This is a genomic window from Bradyrhizobium sp. MI1.11 (assembly GCF_055811255.1).
Map to the genome: position 1 here is coordinate 47,774 of NZ_JBVVPM010000042.1, position 19,336 is coordinate 67,109.

The 19,336-nt window shown below is 63.6% G+C and carries 22 protein-coding genes and 1 pseudogene; 11 read left to right on the forward strand and 12 right to left on the reverse strand.

The features are described 5' to 3' along the window. The first annotated feature begins 65 nt into the window (after nt 1-65). Both AC0L30_RS31050 and AC0L30_RS31055 read left to right on the forward strand, forming a co-directional pair. Nucleotides 66-857, forward strand: coding sequence for an alpha/beta fold hydrolase (locus tag AC0L30_RS31050; RefSeq protein WP_473405953.1), 792 nt, complete (start codon nt 66-68; stop codon nt 855-857). Beyond that, the gene (locus tag AC0L30_RS31055) at nt 857-1,984 is read left to right on the forward strand and encodes a PAS domain-containing sensor histidine kinase (RefSeq protein ID WP_473405954.1); all 1,128 of its coding nucleotides are present in this window, start codon (nt 857-859) and stop codon (nt 1,982-1,984) included. Before AC0L30_RS31050 ends, AC0L30_RS31055 begins: the two co-directional genes overlap by 1 nt. 109 nt (nt 1,985-2,093) lie before the next feature. Here AC0L30_RS31055 and AC0L30_RS31060 read toward each other — a convergent pair whose 3' ends face one another. Together AC0L30_RS31060 and ku are read right to left on the reverse strand one after the other, a co-directional pair. Next, nucleotides 2,094-2,300, reverse strand: coding sequence for a hypothetical protein (locus AC0L30_RS31060; RefSeq protein ID WP_473405955.1), 207 nt, complete (start codon nt 2,298-2,300; stop codon nt 2,094-2,096). 20 nt (nt 2,301-2,320) lie between these two features. After that, entirely contained in the window at nt 2,321-3,250 is a 930-nt protein-coding gene (ku, locus tag AC0L30_RS31065) for a non-homologous end joining protein Ku (RefSeq protein WP_473405956.1), read from the reverse strand. A 187-nt stretch (nt 3,251-3,437) separates the two neighbouring features. Between ku and AC0L30_RS31070 the strand changes: the two genes are divergently transcribed. Continuing rightward, a complete protein-coding gene (locus AC0L30_RS31070; RefSeq protein ID WP_473405957.1) occupies nt 3,438-4,370 on the forward strand; it encodes a 3'-5' exonuclease in 933 nt (310 codons plus the stop codon). A gap of 41 nt (nt 4,371-4,411) precedes the next feature. On the opposite strand, the gene AC0L30_RS31075 is transcribed toward AC0L30_RS31070, so the two are convergent. Beyond that, nucleotides 4,412-4,594: a DUF3606 domain-containing protein gene (locus tag AC0L30_RS31075; RefSeq protein ID WP_085352473.1), complete on the reverse strand. Its 183-nt coding sequence runs from the start codon at nt 4,592-4,594 to the stop codon at nt 4,412-4,414. 283 nt (nt 4,595-4,877) lie between these two features. Here AC0L30_RS31075 and AC0L30_RS31080 point away from each other — a divergent pair, with 283 nt between their 5' ends. Continuing rightward, nucleotides 4,878-5,516 carry a hypothetical protein gene (locus tag AC0L30_RS31080; RefSeq protein WP_473405958.1) on the forward strand — a complete coding sequence of 213 codons (639 nt, stop codon included), beginning with the start codon at nt 4,878-4,880 and terminating at the stop codon, nt 5,514-5,516. Between the two features lie 243 nt (nt 5,517-5,759). Beyond that, nucleotides 5,760-6,341, forward strand: coding sequence for a DNA-3-methyladenine glycosylase (locus AC0L30_RS31085; protein WP_473405962.1), 582 nt, complete (start codon nt 5,760-5,762; stop codon nt 6,339-6,341). Between the two features lie 8 nt (nt 6,342-6,349). Here AC0L30_RS31085 and AC0L30_RS31090 read toward each other — a convergent pair whose 3' ends face one another. Next, entirely contained in the window at nt 6,350-8,080 is a 1,731-nt protein-coding gene (locus AC0L30_RS31090; protein WP_473405959.1) for a recombinase family protein, read from the reverse strand. Nucleotides 8,081-8,126: 46 nt separating this feature from the next. Here AC0L30_RS31090 and AC0L30_RS31095 point away from each other — a divergent pair. The 5 genes and pseudogenes from AC0L30_RS31095 to AC0L30_RS31115 all read left to right on the forward strand — a co-directional run. After that, a pseudogene (locus AC0L30_RS31095) lies at nt 8,127-9,032 on the forward strand (YifB family Mg chelatase-like AAA ATPase); the annotation flags it as partial. Between the two features lie 53 nt (nt 9,033-9,085). Beyond that, a complete protein-coding gene (locus AC0L30_RS31100; protein ID WP_354127084.1) occupies nt 9,086-9,427 on the forward strand; it encodes a hypothetical protein in 342 nt (113 codons plus the stop codon). Nucleotides 9,428-9,546: 119 nt separating this feature from the next. Then, the gene (locus tag AC0L30_RS31105) at nt 9,547-10,014 is read left to right on the forward strand and encodes a hypothetical protein (protein ID WP_007598455.1); all 468 of its coding nucleotides are present in this window, start codon (nt 9,547-9,549) and stop codon (nt 10,012-10,014) included. Between the two features lie 140 nt (nt 10,015-10,154). Then, nucleotides 10,155-12,380: an ATP-binding protein gene (locus AC0L30_RS31110; RefSeq protein ID WP_473405963.1), complete on the forward strand. Its 2,226-nt coding sequence runs from the start codon at nt 10,155-10,157 to the stop codon at nt 12,378-12,380. 102 nt (nt 12,381-12,482) lie between these two features. Beyond that, the gene (locus AC0L30_RS31115; RefSeq protein WP_354200293.1) at nt 12,483-13,112 is read left to right on the forward strand and encodes a histidine phosphatase family protein; all 630 of its coding nucleotides are present in this window, start codon (nt 12,483-12,485) and stop codon (nt 13,110-13,112) included. 84 nt (nt 13,113-13,196) lie between these two features. Here AC0L30_RS31115 and AC0L30_RS31120 read toward each other — a convergent pair whose 3' ends face one another. The 8 genes from AC0L30_RS31120 to hisB form a co-directional block, all read right to left on the reverse strand. Next, nucleotides 13,197-13,436 (reverse strand): hypothetical protein, encoded by a 240-nt coding sequence (locus AC0L30_RS31120; RefSeq protein WP_354200292.1) that lies wholly within the window; start codon nt 13,434-13,436, stop codon nt 13,197-13,199. 97 nt (nt 13,437-13,533) lie between these two features. Then, a complete protein-coding gene (coaA, locus tag AC0L30_RS31125) occupies nt 13,534-14,490 on the reverse strand; it encodes a type I pantothenate kinase (protein ID WP_007598451.1) in 957 nt (318 codons plus the stop codon). A 20-nt stretch (nt 14,491-14,510) separates the two neighbouring features. After that, the gene (locus tag AC0L30_RS31130) at nt 14,511-14,837 is read right to left on the reverse strand and encodes a phosphoribosyl-ATP diphosphatase (RefSeq protein ID WP_007598445.1); all 327 of its coding nucleotides are present in this window, start codon (nt 14,835-14,837) and stop codon (nt 14,511-14,513) included. A gap of 100 nt (nt 14,838-14,937) precedes the next feature. Beyond that, a complete protein-coding gene (hisF, locus tag AC0L30_RS31135; protein WP_007604055.1) occupies nt 14,938-15,714 on the reverse strand; it encodes an imidazole glycerol phosphate synthase subunit HisF in 777 nt (258 codons plus the stop codon). A gap of 10 nt (nt 15,715-15,724) precedes the next feature. Then, the gene (hisA, locus tag AC0L30_RS31140) at nt 15,725-16,456 is read right to left on the reverse strand and encodes a 1-(5-phosphoribosyl)-5-[(5-phosphoribosylamino)methylideneamino]imidazole-4-carboxamide isomerase (protein WP_354127083.1); all 732 of its coding nucleotides are present in this window, start codon (nt 16,454-16,456) and stop codon (nt 15,725-15,727) included. 166 nt (nt 16,457-16,622) lie between these two features. Then, nucleotides 16,623-17,273, reverse strand: coding sequence for an imidazole glycerol phosphate synthase subunit HisH (hisH, locus tag AC0L30_RS31145; RefSeq protein WP_007598439.1), 651 nt, complete (start codon nt 17,271-17,273; stop codon nt 16,623-16,625). Continuing rightward, complete coding sequence (locus AC0L30_RS31150; protein WP_354172018.1) at nt 17,270-17,800, reverse strand: DUF2628 domain-containing protein; 531 nt, start codon at nt 17,798-17,800, stop codon at nt 17,270-17,272. Before AC0L30_RS31150 ends, hisH begins: the two co-directional genes overlap by 4 nt. Nucleotides 17,801-17,865: 65 nt before the next feature. Next, nucleotides 17,866-18,459, reverse strand: a complete 594-nt coding sequence (gene hisB, locus AC0L30_RS31155; RefSeq protein WP_473405960.1) for an imidazoleglycerol-phosphate dehydratase HisB — start codon at nt 18,457-18,459, stop codon at nt 17,866-17,868. A 191-nt stretch (nt 18,460-18,650) separates the two neighbouring features. Here hisB and hslV point away from each other — a divergent pair, with 191 nt between their 5' ends. Then, nucleotides 18,651-19,211: an ATP-dependent protease subunit HslV gene (gene hslV, locus AC0L30_RS31160; RefSeq protein ID WP_007598435.1), complete on the forward strand. Its 561-nt coding sequence runs from the start codon at nt 18,651-18,653 to the stop codon at nt 19,209-19,211. The last annotated feature ends 125 nt before the right edge of the window (nt 19,212-19,336 follow it).

The following is a 19,336-nucleotide window of genomic DNA, read 5'->3' on the forward strand; positions in this document are numbered from 1 at the left end:
GTTGGCGAGCCACGCGGCCGCGACTACGATGACAAAAACCTCCCGAAAAAAAGAAGAGCCTACCGATGCCGGACGTGATCGAACGAAACAATGTCCACGTCCGGGGAGCCGGCAGCAGGGGGATGATGTTCGCTCACGGCTTCGGCTGCGACCAAAACATGTGGCGGTTTGTGGCGCCCGCATTCGAGAAGGACTTCAAGACGGTCGTGTTCGACCACGTGGGCGCCGGCGGCTCCGATCTGTCGGCGTACGACCGGAGCAAGTATGCCAGCCTGGGCGGGTATGCGGACGACGTGGTGGAAATCGGCCGCGAGCTAAATCTCCAGGACGCCGTCTTCGTCGGTCATTCGGTCAGCAGCATGATCGGGGTGCTCGCCGCTCAGAAGGCGCCCGACATGTTCGGCAAGCTGGTGCTCATCGGCCCCTCCGCTCGTTACATCGACGACGAAGGCTATGTGGGCGGGTTCAGCGCAAAGCAGATCGAGGAGCTCCTCCAGTTTCTGGAATCCAACCATATGGGCTGGTCCGCGCAGATGGCGCCGGCGATCATGGGCAATCCGGATCGCCCAGAGCTTGGAGCCGAGCTCACCAACAGCTTCTGCCGAACGGATCCCGAGATCGCAAAGGCATTCGCCCGCGTGACCTTCACTTCCGACAACCGCAAGGATCTTCCGTTCGTCAGCGTTCCGACCCTGGTCCTGCAGTGTAGCGAGGACATCATCGCATCGCAGGAGGTAGGCGATTACGTGAATCGCAGCATTCCAAAAAGCCGGATGATCGTTCTGAAGGCGACCGGCCATTGTCCCAACCTCAGCGCGCCGGACGAAGTCGTCGATTCGATGCGGACCTTTGTCTAGTGGACGACTCCGCTCCCGACTTCCAGGATCTGATCGAGAATGCACCCTGCGGCTACATCACCGTGCAGGCGAACGGCCGCGTCGATCAGGTGAACCGGACCTTCCTGGAGTGGAGCGGGCATTCCGCGGAGCAGATGATCGGGAAGCGCTTCAGCGATTTCCTCACGATCCCGGGCCGCATCTACTATGAGACGCACATCATGCCCCTCCTGCGGATGCAGGGCTCCTTCCACGAATTCGCCATCGACATGCTCGCTGCGGACGATACCCCGCTGCAGATGATCGCGAACGCGAACGAGCGCCGCGATCCGGACGGGAAGCTGCTGCTGATACGTCTTGCGCTGATCAAGGCGACGGATCGGCGGCGCTACGAACAGGAGCTTCTGGCCGCCCGCGAGCTGGCGGTCACCGCCGAGAGGGCGACCAAGGAAGTGCTGCGCCTCGAGCATCAGAGTTCCGAGTTGCGCGAGCAGTTCATCGCCGTTCTCGGCCACGACCTTCGCAATCCGCTCGCATCCATCAGCGCCGGCGCGCGCATCCTCGACCGGACCGCGCAGAGCGAAAAAGAGCACCAGATCATCGCAATGATGCAGACCACGATCATGCGGATGGCTGCGATGATCGACAACGTGCTCGACTTCGCGCGCGGCCGGCTGGGCGGCGGCATTGCTCTGGAAACGGATGCCGACAAGCCGCTCGAACCTGTCCTGACGCAGGTCGTCGATGAGCTCCGACTGGCCTCCGCAGGGCGGGAAATCCAAACCGACTTCAAGATAGATCGGCCGATACCATGCGATCGCACCCGAATCGGCCAGCTCCTGTCCAACCTTCTGGGCAATGCTCTGACACACGGAGCGGCAAACAAGCCCGTCGTCGTTCGTGCCGCTACGGCCGGGGCCACCTTCGAGCTTTGGGTCTCCAATACCGGAGAGCCTATCCCGCCTGACACGATGGATAAGCTGTTCGAGCCGTTTTTTCGCGGGAAGGCGCGGGCGAGCCGCCAAGGACTGGGTTTGGGTCTCTACATCGCATCCCAAATCGCCAAGGCGCATGCAGGAACTCTGACCGTGACCTCATCGCCCGAGGAGACCCGATTCCTGTTCTCGATGCCGCTAGAGCCCGCCTGAGATCTGCTCGAAACCGCGGCGGATCGGCGGGGGTTCCCGCCTCCTTCGGGGGTGCAGACGCCCGCAAGATCGCGAGAAGACACTACCAGCCGGCCGGCATCGCTCTCGTTCACCGACGGCGGCTAAACCACATTCCGAGCACGAAGGCGACGGCCAGCGATTGAAGCGGCGCCTCGACGGTGGCCTTGCGGAGTCGATCCGCCCAACCGGCGGCGGCGTCTTGAATCGATCGCGGCCGGCGCGCTTCTGCGGCCGGCTCCTGCTCGTTCACCAGCCCGGAGGCTTCCGTCATCGCCGAGGCTTCCTTGATATCCATGCCGCTCTCCTAATCTTGGGTCAGGCGGACCTTCGCTGCGGCTTGCCCGCGGGCTTCTTTGCCGCTGCTTCCTTCGCCGGCTTCTTGCCCGCGATCGGCATTAGCATTTCCTTCTGGCCGGCCGCAGCCTTCTTCGCCTTCTTGGCCGGCTTCTTCGAAGACTTGCTCTCCGTCGCCGCGCCGCCGACGCTTTTGCGCAACGCGTCCATCAGATCGACGACGTTCTCGCCTTTCGGCCGATCCTTCGGCACGATCGGTTTGCCGGCGCGCTTCTGGTTGATGAGGTCGACCAGGGCCGTTTCGTACTGGTCCTCGAACCTGTCGGGCTCGAAGGATCCGGATTTCTGATCGACGATGTGCCGGGCCAGGTCGAGCATGTCCTTGGTGACTTTGACGTCATCGATCTCGTCGAAGTATTCCTTCGGATCGCGCACTTCGTAGGGGTAGCGCAGCAGCGTCCCCATCAGGCCCTTGTCGAGCGGCTCCAGCGCGATGATGTGCTCGCGGTTGGTCAACACGACCCGCCCGATCGCGACCTTGTCCATCTCGCGGATAGTCTCGCGGATCACCGCGAAGGCGTCGTGGCCGACCTTGCCGTCCGGACGCAGGTAGTAGGGACGGATCAGGTACCGCGGATCGATCTCGCTGCGGTCGACGAACTCGTCGATCTCGATGGTCCGGGTCGATTCCAGGGCGACGTTCTCGAGCTCTTCCTTGGTGACCTCGATGAAGGTGTCGGTGTCGACCTTGTAGCCCTTCACGATGTCCTCGTTGGGGACCTCGTCGCCGGTGTCGGCGTCGACTTTCAGGTACTTGATGCGGTGGCCGGTCGCCCGATTCAGCTGGTTGAAGGAGATCTTTTCGCTCTCCGAGGTCGCTGGGTACAGCGCCACCGGGCAGGTGACGAGCGACAGGCGAAGGAAGCCTTTCCAGTTGGCGCGGGGGGCCATGAACGCGGAACTCCAAATAGGGTACTCGGACTCAAGACGAACGGGGCCTAGCGGTTCCGACATGCGCCGAGCCGGTCAACAGGAAAATCGGCCAGCCGCCCGCAGCGCGCCCGAGTACGTCCGAAAACGTCGTGAATCGCTTGTTTTCCAGGTACCTCGTGGAGGTTTCGGCCGGTATTGTGAACCAATGGACTCGCTGACCCAGCCCCTCAGAGACGAGCAATTTCTGGACCCGGCGGACCTGGCCGCGATGGCCGAGGCGCTCGCGCGGTCTGGGGACTACCGCATGCTGCGCCGCCTCGTCCCCCGGGGGACCTACACCCCGGCGACAGTCGGGCAAGAGGTCCGGACGGCCATCCTCCTCGATACGGAAACGACCGGCCTCGACCACGCCCGCGACGAGATCATCGAGCTCGGCATGGTCAAGTTCGACTACCTGCAGGACGGCCGCATCGTCGGCGTCCGCGACGTCTTCTCCGCCTTCAACGAGCCCTCGAGTCCGATCCCGCCCGAAGTAGTCGCGATCACGGGCATCACCGACGAAATGGTAGCCGGCCACAAGCTAGAAGAGGCCGCCGTCGCGGCCTTCGTCGACGGCGCAGTGATCGCGATCGCGCACAACGCCGGCTTCGACAGGAAGTTTGCCGAGAGATACTGGCCGATCTTCGAGCGGAATGCTTGGGCATGCTCCGCGACCGAGGTCGATTGGCGGCAGCACGGCTTCGATGGAGCGAAGCTCGGCTACCTGCTGAATGGCGCCGGCTATTTCCACCAGGCGCACCGCGCGGTCGACGACTGTCACGCGCTGCTCGAGATCTTGGACTTCGACCTACCAACGACCGGTGCGCCCGCGCTCGCCGTCCTGCTCGAGAGCGCACGAAAGAAGGCCGTCCGGATCTGGGCCGAACAGTCGCCGTTCGAACTCAAGGACTCGCTGAAGCGCCGCGGCTATCACTGGAGCGACGGAACGGACGGTCGGCCAAAATCCTGGTACGTGGACGTCCGCGAGTCCGCGCTGGACACCGAGCTCGCGTTTCTCCGGACCGAGATCTACCTGCGCGACGTGGAGCCGCGCCTGCAGACGCTGACCGCCTTCACCCGCTTCTCCTGCAGGATCTGATGGCCGCCAACCGCCATGCCGAATACGCGGCGAACCTCCCCTCAGCGGCCGAGACGTTTCTCGACCCGCTTGCGGCTGTTGCCGACTTTCTTCACGGCTTTCTTCACCGCGGAGGCCGAGCGGCCAGTCTTCTTTGCTTCGTATCGCACTTCGTAGTCCTGGCCCTTAGCCACGCGGGCACGATCCTGTTTGCGTCCACGTGCGGTCTTCTTCTTCGCTGCCATCTGCTCCTCCGTCTGCGAAACTGACGGCAGTGCAACGCTTCAAGGAATCGTCGGGTTCCTGGGCGGCCTCTCCGCGGAGCAAATTGCGCAGCAGCAACTCTGCCGCTTGATGATCGAATCGAAGCGCATCGGTGATCGAATCTACTCTCCGGATTATTCTCGCTTTAATGCAATTATTCTCGCTTGAATGTTAGTTATTCTCGGCTTTTCCGGACTTCTTCCCGGTCGCGTATGCCCTACCGAACCCCTATTTTCGGCATGGTCAAAAAAGGAGTTAACGTAGATGCAAACGAAGAAGGTGGGACGGCCGTCCGGCAGCGACTACAAGTGGGACCGCACGGCGCTGCGACTGATGGCCGAGGCCATCGTCAAGGACCCCAGTCTAAAGGCGACGGAGGCGGCTCGACAGCTTTACCGATCTTCGCGCTGGAAAGGGCTCGGCGCGAGCGAGGATGCCGTCATCGATCGCCTAGTGAAGAAGTGGCGCTACGTGGCAGATGTCGAACTAGCATCCGCCCGCAATCGGCTGGCGACGGCAAGGATTACACCACCAGCGTCGCATCGCAGCATGCTCGAGATTGCGCGGTCCATTCCGCAAGGGGCGCCCACCAGGCTGGAAATGGGACTAGGCCAATCCCATGCGATCGCGGCCGCAGCGAGACTTGACGGCAGTCGTGCTGCCTTGCTCGATGAGCAGCGGCCTGTTGCCGTCGACAGCAAGCTCTTGGATGCGCTCCGGCGTCCGGGAACGGCGCAAACCGCGCCTTACAAGCAGATGATCGACGAGATACGGAGGATGACCGGCGCCGACATAGTTGGGGCTTCTAGTGGTGAGGCCCTCCGCCTGATGGCCGAAACGAGGCGCCAAATCCTGCGTCGTTACGGCCGAAATTCCGCGCAAGGGGCGCTATTTGGCATCTGACATTAAGAGTTTCGAAGCATGCGCCTACTCGACCCTCAACGCGCTCGCCATCGGGCCGAGCGGCTCGACGGGGGCGCGTCCGACGGCTAGTAATCGCGGGATGGCGCTACAGGAGTTGTAAGCGCGGATATGCCGCTGTTAGCGTGGACTTTCGATGACCGAATATTTCGGGAGAAAGTACGTGGACGTCGACGGGGCTTTTCTCGCGCGTTCCGCGGCTTCGGTGGCGCCATGCCTAATCGGATGCGTCTACACGGTCGTGATAACGGGACCGCGGTCATGCTGATTGACGTCGAGGCTTACGGAGGAGGTAGCGACCGCGCCTCCCACCTGCACCCCGAAAACCGCTCGCGACGCAACAAAGAAACAAAAAACCTGAGGCCGCAGGGGACCGTGCGCATTCATGGCAACCGCGGCATGTGGGCCATGGACATCGTCTGCGGCGAGCCGGACGGAGGCAGCACCGTGCTCGTCCGCGCGGGCCTCCCCGTCCTCGGAATTGAAGTGATGGTTGAGCGCCGCAGCAAGTCGGACGCTGCCGACCGCGCCGTCAAGAACCGCGCAAGGGGCTACGAAAAAAAGCTCTGTAACGGGCCGTTCAATTTGGGCGAGGCGATGGGTCTTGATCCAGAGCTTGACGGTGCGTCGTTGCTCCGCCGTCCCTTCCGCCTGCTCCGTCCCTCAGAGCCCCTAACTAACCTGCTCAACAGGGTTCGCGTGGGCGTCACTCAGGACAAGGAGCTTCCATGGCGCTGGGGACATCCCGATCACCAGGCATGGTTGGCCAAGAAGTTCCCGGGAATCCGAAGCGAGGAGCTCGGCTGAATACCGATCTATCCTGCCTCAGGAAGTCTCTGCATCGGGTACAGAAAACTTCCAGAGCCGGGCTTGTAGGGTTCCCTTCCCATTCGGGCCGCATGTTCGGGATCGTCCGTATAGATTTTATCACACGCGAAGTATCGCTGTCTTTTGTCCTCAATTCTGGATTCGATATTTCTTATCCAAGCCATCGGACCTACGGGCATCTCCATCGGCTTGCCCGGGAGTTCGACAACGACGGCAATAGCGTGCGATGAAAAGCGTACTTCGGTGAGCACCGTCCGAATCCTCCGTATGATCAGGCGCCTAAGGTTGACGCGTTCCTCGCCGGACGCGTTTTCGAGTCGGCGAGCAAACGCGCGCGCTTCCGCCCAAGAAGATCTAGCTTCCGGCAGATCGAGCCGCGACATTTCTGTCTTCGCAGCCTGATTCCGCTCCCGTTCGGCGGCCACGATCTCGGCCCTGAGCTCCTTGATCTTCGCCTCAAAGACGGGATCGTCTTCGTGGTCTTTGTTGTCGGTGAGGAAGTCGAGTACGCGCCTTTGCTTCCGCACCAATTCCTGGATAAGCAAATCGTAGTCCCTTGCGGACCGGCCCGTCGGCTCGCCACCCCCAATGACGGCCTGCTCAAGGACTGCCTTGTCCAACCGATTCAAGAGAGCCCGCTCCACAAGTTCGCATTTCCAGTGTCGTGTAAGGGTGCAGCCACCTTTCCGGGCCGCCTTTGAACAAAGGTAATAACGCCCGCCTCGGGGCGGCTTACCTTTGTTGACGAACATCATGCGGGCGCCGCAGGAGCACCGGGCGATCGAAGGAATGAGATTAGCGGCTTCGGCGTGAGGTCGACCGCCAGCCCCTGTTCGCCGGCGTCTCATAGCGGCGTTCGCTCTCTGCCAAAGGTCCTCTTCGATCACGCTCGGATAGTAGCCTTTGATCGCCGGGCCATCCGGAACTCGCTTGCCCTTCCGGTTTCGCCTATGTGGAAGGTATTCGCCGAGCACTGCCCGGCCAGTGATTATCTTAGCTATCGACGAGGGCTGCCAAGCCTTTTTGGATTTGAACGATAGCCCGCCCTCGCCGTTCAACCGCTTGACGATCATCCGACGGCCGCAGCCGTTGGCGGTCTCTTCGAATATCCTTTTGACAATGTCGACCCGGTCGTCGTTTGGGACAAAAACGCGCCGGCCGTGCTGGTCGCGCCGAACTTCCAGCCAAGAAGGGACGCGGTCGGTCAGCTTCTCCGAGTTGTCTTGGCCGGCACGCCGCCGTTTCTCGGCCCACGCCTCCGCGACACGTTCGCCTTTCCGCTGAGACTCTTCGTGGGCTCTGGCCATCACGGAGAGACTGCCGAACAGCTCGAAGGTGTCCTTGTCCAAGGAATCCTGAGTGTACAGCCGGTCGTCCATCAGTGTGACGATCCCGATGCCCCCGTTGATGATGTTTAGGAAAGTTGGGAGAACCTTCCGCACCTGCTCTCGCGAAAATCGATCCAAGGACTCGACTATGAGAACGGATCCTTCAGCTATCTTCTTCGCCTGTACCAAGGCTAGGAAATCGCCGAGCCGCCCCTGGGCGGTGTTTTTGCCGCGGTAAGCGGACACTCCCAAGTCTTGGAGGACATCGACGATTTGGTAACCGTGTTCCTTTGCCCAGTCTGCCGCTCGCTTGGACTGACGCCGGAGAGAGTCCCCTTTGGCCTGCTCTGGGGAGGAGAATCTGATGTAGCTGTATGCTGCGGGTTTCATAGGTATAAGATGGAGGCAATACTTTGCTTACCAGTAAATGTAGCGCAATCTCCTGATGATCGGCGCGCCCGGCGCCGGCAAATCGATGCTGGCGGCACGCCTGCCCTCGATCCTGCCGCCGCTGTCACCGGGCGAGTTGCTCGAAGTCTCGATGATCGCCTCTGTCGCCGGCGAGATCGAGGGCGGCGCACTGACGGCGCGGCGGCCGTTTCGATCGCCGCATCATTCCGCCAGCATGGCCGCGCTCACCGGTGGCGGCATGCGGGCGCGGCCAGGCGAGATCTCGCTCGCGCATCAGGGCGTGCTGTTCCTCGACGAGCTCCCCGAATTCGATCCGCGCGTGCTGGATTCGCTGCGCCAGCCGCTGGAGAACGGCGAGGTCTCGGTGTCCCGCGCCAATCACCGCGTCACCTATCCCGCACGCTTCATGCTGGTCGCGGCGATGAATCCGTGCCGCTGCGGCAATGCGTTCGAGCCCGGCTATGCCTGCAAGCGCGGCCGCATCGATCGCTGCACTGGCGACTACCAGGCCCGCATCTCGGGGCCGCTGATGGACCGTATCGACCTGCGCATCGAGGTTCCCGCCGTGACCGCGGCCGATTTGATCCTGCCGCCGCCGGCGGAGGGCTCGGCCGAAGTCGCCGCGCGCGTGGCCGCCGCGCGCGACATCCAGCTCGCGCGCTACGCGGATGCCGGCCTGCCGAAGGTTCGCACCAATGCCGAAGCGCCGGCCTCGGTGCTTGAGGAGATCGCCAAGCCGGATGCGCAAGGCCAGAAGCTGCTGCGCGACGCCGCCGAGACCATGCGGCTGTCGGCACGCGGCTATCACCGCGTGCTGCGGGTGGCGCGCACACTCGCCGATCTCGACGGCGCCGACAGGATCGGCCGGCTGCATCTCGCCGAAGCCTTGTCCTACCGCGCACTCGCGGAGGATGTGCGCCAGTTGGCCTGAGCGATGCGCCGCCGCAGCTTTCTCGACAACATCACCATGCCCGAGATTGAACCATGACCGACGTCAATGCCTGCACCATCAGATTTGTCCGCCCGTCCCAATATGCCGATCGGCTGAGGTCGTACGAGTTGTGGGTCAACGGGACCAGCGTTGGGAAGCTTGCGCGCAATGACGCGTTGGAGGTCACGCTGCCGGCCGGTGCCTGCACGATCGAGGCGACCATTGATTGGGGCAGGAGCCAGCCGCTCATCGTTCGCACCACGCCTGGCCAAATCGTCGAGATTGAGGTCAGGAACAGGTGGGGCGCCTGGGCAGCGCTGTGGGCGATCAGCTTCGGCAAGAACAGCTATTTGGTTCTCACTGAAGTCGAGCGAAAAACGAATAGAAGCGCTTAACCGACTGAGATTCTCATCCCCAGATACCGGCATCAACCCGGCGGTAACGAGTTTCCTTTACGCTCTGCAAACCATAAGGCCCATCAGTTCCCCGTACAGGGCCTGGCGAGTAGCGTGTCATGTTGCGTTTCAAGATCCTGGCCTCGGTTGTTCCCCTGTTGGCGGCCGCGGTGTTCGCGCGCAGCGAGATCGGATCGGTCTCGCATCCCTGCATCGCCCTCGGCGACACCTCGGTCGAGCTGACGTCGCTGTTCTGGACCGCCGGCGTGCATGTCGCCTTCACCGACGATCCCGCGCGCGCCACGGTGCGGGTTCAGATCACCGAGGATGCGGACGCTGCCGATTTCGCCGTTGTCGACGACGGCCCCGGTTCGGAATCGGAGTCCTGTCAGGCCAACCCTTCGACTCGCCTGATCTCGATTGCCGCACAGCCCGTCGACGGCGGTCAGGTGGTCTATCTCTCCACCGAGGGGCCGGCGGATTACCGGGTCTATGTGCGCTCGAAAACCTTCTCGCAGCGCGAGGCGGCGGCGCTGATCGTCGGCGCCCGCGGCGGCCACCGCCATCTCCAGGCGGCCTCGCTTTGAGCCGCCTCGCTTTGCGCCGTTAACGTCTCGTCAACCCTGTTTGGAGGCGGTCGCAGGGCCTCAAACTGTTCGCAAGGTCGGCGGCACATCGTCGTTTACAGCGAGCACAGGTTTTTACGAAAAGAGTCGGGTCGGTGGCGATGGATCGGACGTTCCGGATCAAGGTGCGCATGCGTCGCTTCAGGCGACAGTACCCACGAATCGCCTTCGCGATCCGCTCCTTCATGATCTTCTCGGCGACCTTCGGCGGCGCCTATGGGTTTGTCTCCGGCAGCCGGTCCGAGACGTCCGGCTACGATCCCAATGCGTTTGCGATCGGCGTCAGCTTCCTGTTCGCGCTCGCCTGCCTCGGCCTCGCCACGCTGAGCATGCGCCTGCGCTTCGTCAACAAGCGGATGCGTGCGCTGGCTGCCCACAACGAAACGCTGATCGACCGCAATTGGGAGCTGAAGGAGGCCGAGGAGCGCGCTCGCAGCCTGTTCGAACAGCAGGGCGATCTGATCGTGCTGCGCGACACAGGCGGCCGCATCACCTTCGCCAACGACGCCTATTGCGCGCTTGCCGCACAGGCGCGCGGCGCGCTGGTCGGCACGCGCTTTGATTTCGACGTGCTGGAGCAGGGCGACAGCGCCCGCGAGAGCAACGGCACGCGGATTCACGACCAGAAGATCGCAACTCCGCTCGGCGCGCGCTGGATCGCCTGGCGCGAAGGCTATGTCCGCCTCGACGCCGGCCAGCCCGCCGAATTGCAGAGCGTCGGACGCGACGTCACCGACCGCACCGAGACCGAGCGGGCGCTGTCCGAGGCCCGCGATCAGGCCGACGCCGCCAACCGGGCCAAATCGCGCTTCCTGGCGATGGCGTCGCACGAGATCCGCACGCCGCTCAACGGCATCATCGGTATGGGCGGGCTGCTGCTCGACACCACGCTGACGCCGGAGCAGTCGACCTACGCCAGGGCCGTGAAGACCTCCGGCGAAGCGCTGATGGCGCTGATCGAGGAGTTGCTCGACTATTCTAAGATCGAGGCCGGCAAGCTCGATCTCGAGCAGCGTCCCTTCGCGCTCTCGGCCCTGATCGAGGACATCACCGAGCTGCTCGCGCCGCGCGCGCAGGCGAAACAGCTCGAGATCGCCGCTTATGTCGACGAGCGGCTGCCGCTCGAAGTGGTCGGCGACGCCGCGCGGCTGCGCCAGGTGCTGCTCAACCTCGCCGGCAACGCCATCAAGTTCACGGCGAGCGGCGGCGTCGCGCTGATCGTCGAGCCCGGCATCTGGCCGAACGAAATCAGCTTTCTGGTGCGCGACACCGGGATCGGCATCGCAGCCGACGCGCAACAGCGCATCTTCCGCGAATTCGAGCAGGCCGACGAACGCGTCGCCCGCACCTATGGCGGCACCGGCCTCGGTCTCGCTATCAGCGAGCGCATCGTCAAGCGCATGGGCGGCCGCATCACGCTCGCGAGCGAGCCGGGCAAGGGTTCGACCTTCGAGGTCGCGGTACCGCTGGCGTCATCCCCTGTCGGCACGAAAGAAACGGCGTTCCCGAGTCCCGACCTCACAGGCAAGTCGATCCTGCTGATTGCCGACGGCATCGAGGCGTCACTGATCGCGCGGCGGCTGGAGCGCTGGGGCGGCCAGACCTGCATGGTGACGGACGCCGCGGTGGCGGAAGCGCTGCTGCCGGAACGCTCATGGCATTCGGTGCTCATCGATCGCGCGCTCGGCGCTGCCATTGCCGACCGCCTCGGCGAAGCCGCACGCAGCCATGCGACGCAACGCCTCGTGCTGCTGACGTCCGGCTCGCGCCACGAGAAAATCTCGCCGGCCTTCACCGGCTTCCTGGTGAAGCCGCTGCGCGCGGCCTCACTCGCCGCACGCCTCGCGCTGCCCCCGGAGGTCGCCTCGCCCGATCTCGCGCCGGAGCCATCTGCCCCATCCACCGGCGCGGTACCGGCGAAAGGCCTCTCGGTTCTCGTCGCCGAGGACAACGAGATCAATGCGCTGTTGATGCGCTCGCTACTGGCGAAACTCGGTCACCGCGTCATCATCGCGATCAATGGCGAGGCCGCGCTGGAATCCTGGCTCGGCGCGTCCTCGGCCGGCACGCCCTATGATCTCGTGCTGATGGACATCCAGATGCCGCAGCTCGACGGCATCGAAACGACAAAACGCATCCGTGCGCATGAGGCGGCCAAAGGCGGCCACCACACGCCGATCCTCGCGCTCACCGCCAATACGCTGGTGGAAGATCGCTACGCCTGCTTTGAAGCGGGCATGAACGGGTTTCTGATCAAGCCGCTCGATCGCGAGAAGCTGGAAGAGGCGCTGGCCGGACTGGCGGCGGCGCGGCAGCTGACGGTTTGATCCGGATTCCATAGGAACCCGATCTCGGACGGCAATCGACAATTGAAATCGAGCGCTTCGCGCGTCACCATCCTCTGGGGCATTTTAAGCAGAGGATTTCGCATGAACATGCTTTGCCGCCTCGCCTTCGTGATCCTTCTCTGTGGTTCCACTCAAGCCACCGCGGCCGATAGCTCGCAACTGATCGCCTCGCTCAAGCAAGGCGGTTACGTGTTGGTGTTTCGCCACACGGCCACCGACGACAGCCAAAAGGATGTCTACCCTTTCAAGTTCGACGACATGAGCGCCCAGCGTCAGCTCAGTGAAAAGGGCCGCGACATGGCGCGCCAGATCGGGACGGCCATCAAGGAACTCGCGATCCCGATCGGCGATGTCTACACCAGCAAGCTGAACCGCGCGATCGAGGCGGGCAGACTGATCTCCGGTCGCGAGCTCAAGCCAGTCGACGCGTTGACGGACAGCAGCAACGCGAGTGCGTCGGGCATGGCAAATCCGACCGGTGCAAATGCAAAAGCGGGCCAGGCCGTGCGGCAGCTCGTCGATGCGCCGCCCAAGGCGGGCACCAACACCGTCCTGGTCACCCACAAGACCAACATCGCCGATGCCTTCGGCAAGGATGCCGGGGACGTGCAGGAAGGCGAAGCTTTCGTCTACCGGGCAAGCACCACCGGTGCGGCGGCTTTCGCAGGGCGCATCAAGCCTGCGGATTGGATCGCGAAGGCCGGCAAGTGAGCCGCTTGCCGGCGACGCACGTCAGCTTGGGTGCGGCGCAGGCTGGGCGCCCAGCATCGCAGCGCGCTCCGGCGGGATGAACCGTTATGCGGCGTGAGCAGCAAACCGCGGCGCGGACAGCTTGGCCGTCGGCGCTGGCGTGCCCTTGAATTTGGTGTCTGCCTGGGCCGCGCGCTTGCAATGCGGACACACGAAAAGATGCGCGATGATCGGAGTCGGCTCGTCCGCCAGCAGTTCGGAACGGAACCACTTCATCTCGATATGGCAGTCCGGGCAGGTCGGTGCTTCCAGCTGCTCGGCGGCGTTTCTGAGACGATCAACCATGGGTCCCTCGCGTTTACGAAGGTCATAGCGGAATACCCTTTGCCGGTCTGCAACAAAAGACACTCTGCGCGCGGGCTAGACTCGTCGACCGCAGCGATTACAGCCTGCGCAGCGCCACGCTCGCCACCGTGTGGTCGGCGCCCTTCTTCAGAATCAGGGTCGCGCGGGGGCGGGTCGGCAGGATGTTGTCCTCGAGATTTGCGAGGTTGGTGCGTTCCCAGATCGCGATCGCGGTGGCGGTGGCTTCCTCGTCCGACAACAGCGCGTAGCGGTTGAAGTAGGATTTTGGATTGGTGAACGCGGTGTCGCGCAGCGACAGGAAGCGCCTGATGTACCACTGCCGCAGCGCGGCCTCGTCGGCGTCGATATAGACCGAGAAATCGAAGAAGTCGGACACCACGGGCACGGCCTTGCCGTCACGCGGCAGTTTGCCGGTCTGCAGCACGTTGACGCCCTCGACGATCAGGATGTCGGGCTGGTCGATCTCGGCCCACTGGTTCGGCACGATGTCGTAGGTCAAATGCGAATAGACCGGCGCGCGCACATGGCGGCGGCCGGCCTTGATGTCGGAGAGGAAGCTGAGCAGCAGCGGCAGGTCGTAGCTTTCCGGAAAACCCTTCTTCTGCATGATGCCCTGCCGCTCCAGCACGGCGTTGGGATACAGAAATCCGTCGGTGGTGATCAGCTCGACTTTTGGACGCGGCGACCAGCGCGCCAGCAGCGCCTGAAGCACGCGGGCCGTGGTGGATTTTCCAACCGCGACCGAACCGGCGACGCCGATGATGTAGGGCATCTTGCGGTCGCGGATGTTGAGGAACTGGCGCTCCGCGTAATAAAGCCGCTGCATCGCATCGACATAGATCGACAGCAGGCGCGACAGCGGCAGGTAGATGTCCTCGACCTCCTGCAAGTCGAGGCGGTCGTGCAGCGAGCGCAGCCGGTCGAACTCGCCCGGCTCCAGCGTCATCGGCGTGTCGTCGCGCAGTCGCGACCACTCCTCACGCGTATAGACGCGGTAAGGATTATACTGCTGCTCGGGTGCGCGGATATCCATGACGCGACTCTCCACCTCGGCTAGCTGCCGCCCTTGCGCGACGCCTTTTCTTCCAACCCTGACATATTGGTCCGCTTGTCCAATGCGGCCTCGACCTCTTCCAGCTTTACGCCGCGGGCCTTGAGCAGCACAAGGAAATGATAGAGCAGGTCGGCGCCTTCGGCGATCAGATGCGCGCGATCGTTTTCGACTGCTGCGATTACGGTTTCGACTGCTTCCTCACCGAACTTCTTGGCGCAATGTTCGGCGCCCTTGTCGAGGAGCTTGCGGGTATAGGACGCCTCGCCACCCGCTGCCGCGCGGGCGTCGATGGTCTCGGCCAGATCGTGGATCGTGAAACGCGGCATACAAATACCCGGAAAACGCGCCTTGGCCGGTATTGGCTGTCTATCCGGCGGGATAAGCCGGTTCCTGCCGATGATGTAGCATTTTTAGGGATGGGAGTCGTCAGGCATCGAGGCGCATGGGCAGCCCGCGCCGGGACATGTGCTCCTTAGCTTCGCGGATGGTGAATTCCCCGAAATGGAAGATCGAGGCGGCCAGCACGGCGGTGGCGTGGCCGTCGCGAATACCGTCGACCAGGTGGTCGAGATTGCCGACGCCGCCCGAGGCGATCACGGGAACGGGAATGCTGTCGGCGATCGCCCGGGTCAGCGGGATGTCAAAACCCTGCCTGGTGCCGTCGCGGTCCATCGAGGTGAGCAGGATTTCACCGGCGCCGAGCGAGACCACCTCCTGGGCGTATTCGATCGCGTCGATCCCCGTCGAGTTGCGGCCGCCATGGGTGAAGATTTCCCAGCGCTCTCCGCCACCGGCGCGCTTGACCCGCTTGGCGTCGATCGCGACCACCACGCACTGCCCGCCGAATTTTTCGGCAGCTTCCTTGACGAACTCGCGCCGCGACACCGCGGCGCTGTTGATCGAGACCTTGTCGGCGCCCGCGCGCAGGAGGGTCTTGATGTCGTTGACCTCACGCACGCCGCCGCCCACGGTGACGGGCATGAAGCAGGCTTCCGCGGTGCGCCGGACCACGTCCAGCATGATGCCGCGATTCTCATGGGTCGCGGTGATGTCGAGGAAAGTGAGCTCGTCGGCGCCGGCAGCGTCGTAGGCGATCGCCGCTTCGACGGGGTCTCCGGCATCACGCAGGTCGACGAAGTTGACGCCCTTGACGACCCGGCCGTCCTTGACGTCGAGGCAGGGGATCACGCGCACCTTGAACATCGGATGTCTCCTAGGCCGCGGCGCGGATCAGGGTGAGGGCGGCTGAGGGATCGAGCCGGCCATCGTAAAGCGCGCGACCGGCGATCGCGCCGGCGAGCTTTTTCGCGCGCGGCGTCAGCATCGCCTTGACGTCCTCGATCGAGGCGAGGCCGCCGGAGGCGATCACGGGAATCGAGATCGCATCCGCCAGCGCAATGGTCGCATCGAGATTCAGGCCCTTGAGCAGGCCGTCGCGCGCGATGTCGGTGAAGATGATGGCGGCGACGCCGGCATCCTCGAAACGCCGTGCGATCTCCAGCACTGTTACCTGCGAGGTCTCGGCCCAGCCTTCGACCGCGACCTTGCCGTCACGTGCGTCGAGCCCGACCGCGACGCGGCCGGGGAATTTTTTTGCAGCAGCCTTCACCAATTCGGGGTCGCGCACCGCGGCGGTGCCGATGATGACACGGGTGACGCCCTTTTCGAGCCAGGCTTCCACGGTCGCGAGATCGCGAATGCCGCCACCGAGCTGCACCGGAATCGTGATCGTCTTCAGCATCGTCTCGACCGCCTGCGCATTCACGGGCTTGCCGGCAAACGCGCCGTCGAGATCGACGACGTGGAGATACTCAAAGCCCTGCGCGACGAAGCTCTCGGCCTGCGCGGCGGGATTGAGGTTGAACACGGTCGCGCGCGCCATGTCGCCCTGTTCGAGGCGCACGCATTGGCCGTTCTTGAGGTCGATCGCAGGAAAGAGAATCATGATTGAGCCAGGATTTTTCTGCGCGAACGGTGCGCTCCCTCCCCCCTTGTGGGGGAGGGCTGGGGAGAGGGGTAAGCCACGGGCACCACCGTTGTGGCTACCCCCCTCCCGAATGCTTCGCATTCGACCTCCCCCACAAGGGGGGAGGTAACAAGAGCAGCGGCCATCACGGTTTCCATCGCAAGAAGTTCGAGATCAGGGCCAGACCAAAGCGCTGGCTCTTCTCGGGGTGAAACTGCGTCCCGATCGCCGTGTCCTTGCCGACGATCGCGGTGACGGGCCCGCCGTAATCGGCGCGCGCAAGCACGTCCGCTTCGTTGGCGGCTTTGAGGTGGTAGGAGTGCACGAAATAGGCGTGCTGGCCCTTGGGGCCGAGCGGCAGCCCGTCCAGCACCGGATGCTCGCGCAGCACATCGAGCGTATTCCAACCCATGTGCGGGATCTTGAGGCTCTCGTCGCGCGGCGTGATCTTCTCGACGTCGCCGCCGATCCAGTTCAGGCCTTGCGTGATCACGTGCTCTTTGCCGCGGGTGGCGAACAGCTGCATGCCGACGCAGATGCCGAACATCGGCCGCGCCTTGACGCGCACCGCCTCGGTGATCGCCTCGACCATGCCGTTGACGGCATCGAGCCCACGCCGGCAATCGGCGAAGGCGCCGACGCCCGGCAGCACCAGGCGGTCGGCGCCGTAGGCCTGGTCCGGATCGCTGGTGACGAACACCTTTTGCGGATTGTCCATGCTGCGCGCGGCGCGCTCGAACGCCTTGGCGGCCGAATGCAGATTGCCGGAACCGTAATCGATGATGGCGACGCTCATCTTGACCCTCCCGGTTCTGGAAACAAACCAATGATGCCACCTGCCGGCATCGGCGGCGGGTTGGAGAATTGCTGACCCGGCACGTTGCGGGTCGGCGGCGGGCCGCCGCGATCGACGGCCCATTGATCGTTGACGATGCCGCGCTGCTTCTGGCTCCAGCGCTCGAAGAAACGGCGCTCGGCGGTGTCCTCGTCGTCGGAAATCACCACGTCGAGCTGCCGCCATTTACCGCGCGACAGCGTCCAGCGGCGCAGGCTCGAGGCCTCGAATCCCATCAGGAGCGCGACGATGACGTCGGCGAAGAAGATCGAGGAACGGCCGACGCCGAGGCTGGACAGCCCGACGTTGAACGCGGCAACGAAGATCAGCCAGCCAATCAGCGCCAGCCACAGCCGATTCCACAGCAGCCAGAGCGGGCCGAAGATCATCGCCCAGAAATGGAAGCCGTCGCGCACGAAGACGAACTTGTCGGTCGCGCGCAGATCCGCTCCGGCAGGGGAGGGAGCATGAACTGTGTAGACGGACATGGCGATGCCCCGTTCCCAAGAATTCAGTGATACCGCAAACGGCGCGTGCCGCGGGCCGAAAGACGTCAGCCGCCGAGCGAGCCCTTGGTGGACGGGATTTCGCCCACCGCCTTCGGATCGATCGCGACGGCGGTGCGCAGCGCCCGTGCCAGACCCTTGAAGCAGGACTCGGCGATATGGTGGCTGTTATCGCCATATAGGGTCTCGACGTGAAGAGTCACGCCGGCGTTCATGGCGAAGGCCTGGAACCACTCGCGCACCAGCTCGGTGTCGAACTCGCCGATCTTGTCGCGGGGGAAGTCGACCTTGAACACCAGGACCGGGCGGCCCGAGATGTCGATCACCACGCGTGACAGCGTCTCGTCCATGGGCATGTGCACGCCGGCATAGCGGGTGATGCCCGCCATGTTGCCGAGCGCCTGCTTGATGGCCTGGCCGAGCGCGATGCCGGTGTCTTCGGTGGTATGGTGATGATCAATGTGCAAATCGCCGACCGCCTTGACCGTGAGGTCGATGCGGGAATGGCGGGCGAGGAGATCGAGCATATGGTCGAAAAAGCCGATGCCGGTCGCGATATTGGACACGCCGGTGCCATCGAGGTTCACGGTGACCTCGATGTCGGTTTCCTTGGTCTTGCGCTTGATCGTCGCGGTGCGCATCAAAACTAGCTTTCATCCTCGTTCGGGGCCGAAAACGCCGGTCTTTTAACAGCCAAATGACGCCTTCGCTACTGCGGGAACGGCTGGCCGGGCCTCTACTTCTGCCTATGGTGAGCGAAATTGGTCCCGGAGCGGCCCGTTGTGCCCCCGCTCCCGACCGCCTAAATCAGCCCGGACAATGAGGATCATTCATGCAGGACTCCCCAAACAGCTCGCCGGGCTGGCACGGCACCACGATTTTGACGGTCCGCAAGGGCGGCACGGTGGTGGTCGGCGGCGACGGCCAGGTCTCGATCGGCCAGACCGTGATCAAGCACAACGCCAGGAAGGTCCGGAAACTCGGCAAGGGGGACGTCATTGGTGGCTTTGCGGGCGCCACCGCCGACGCTTTCACGTTGTTCGAGCGGCTGGAGGCCAAGCTCGAGCAATATCCGGGGCAATTGACCCGGGCCGCCGTCGAACTCGCCAAGGACTGGCGCACCGACCGTTATTTGCGACGGCTGGAGGCCATGATGATCGTCGCGGACAAGGACGTCTCCCTGGTGCTGACAGGCACCGGCGACGTGCTGGAGCCCGAGGCCGGCGTGATGGCGATCGGCTCCGGTGGCAATTATGCGCTGGCGGCCGCCCGCGCCCTGCTCGACACCGACAAGGACGCCGAGACCATCGTCCGCCGCTCCCTCGACATCGCCGCCGACATCTGCGTCTACACCAACCGCAATGTCACCGTCGAAGCGCTGTCGGCCGGCTAGGGCCTAACTGTGACTGGACAATGTAGCTCAGGACTGGCTGCAACCTCACCCGCTTGCGAGGGCTTTGCTTAATTGGCCGAGCGGGAGTGAGGCTCGATATGGGGTATTTTTTTGTGCGGCCTCGG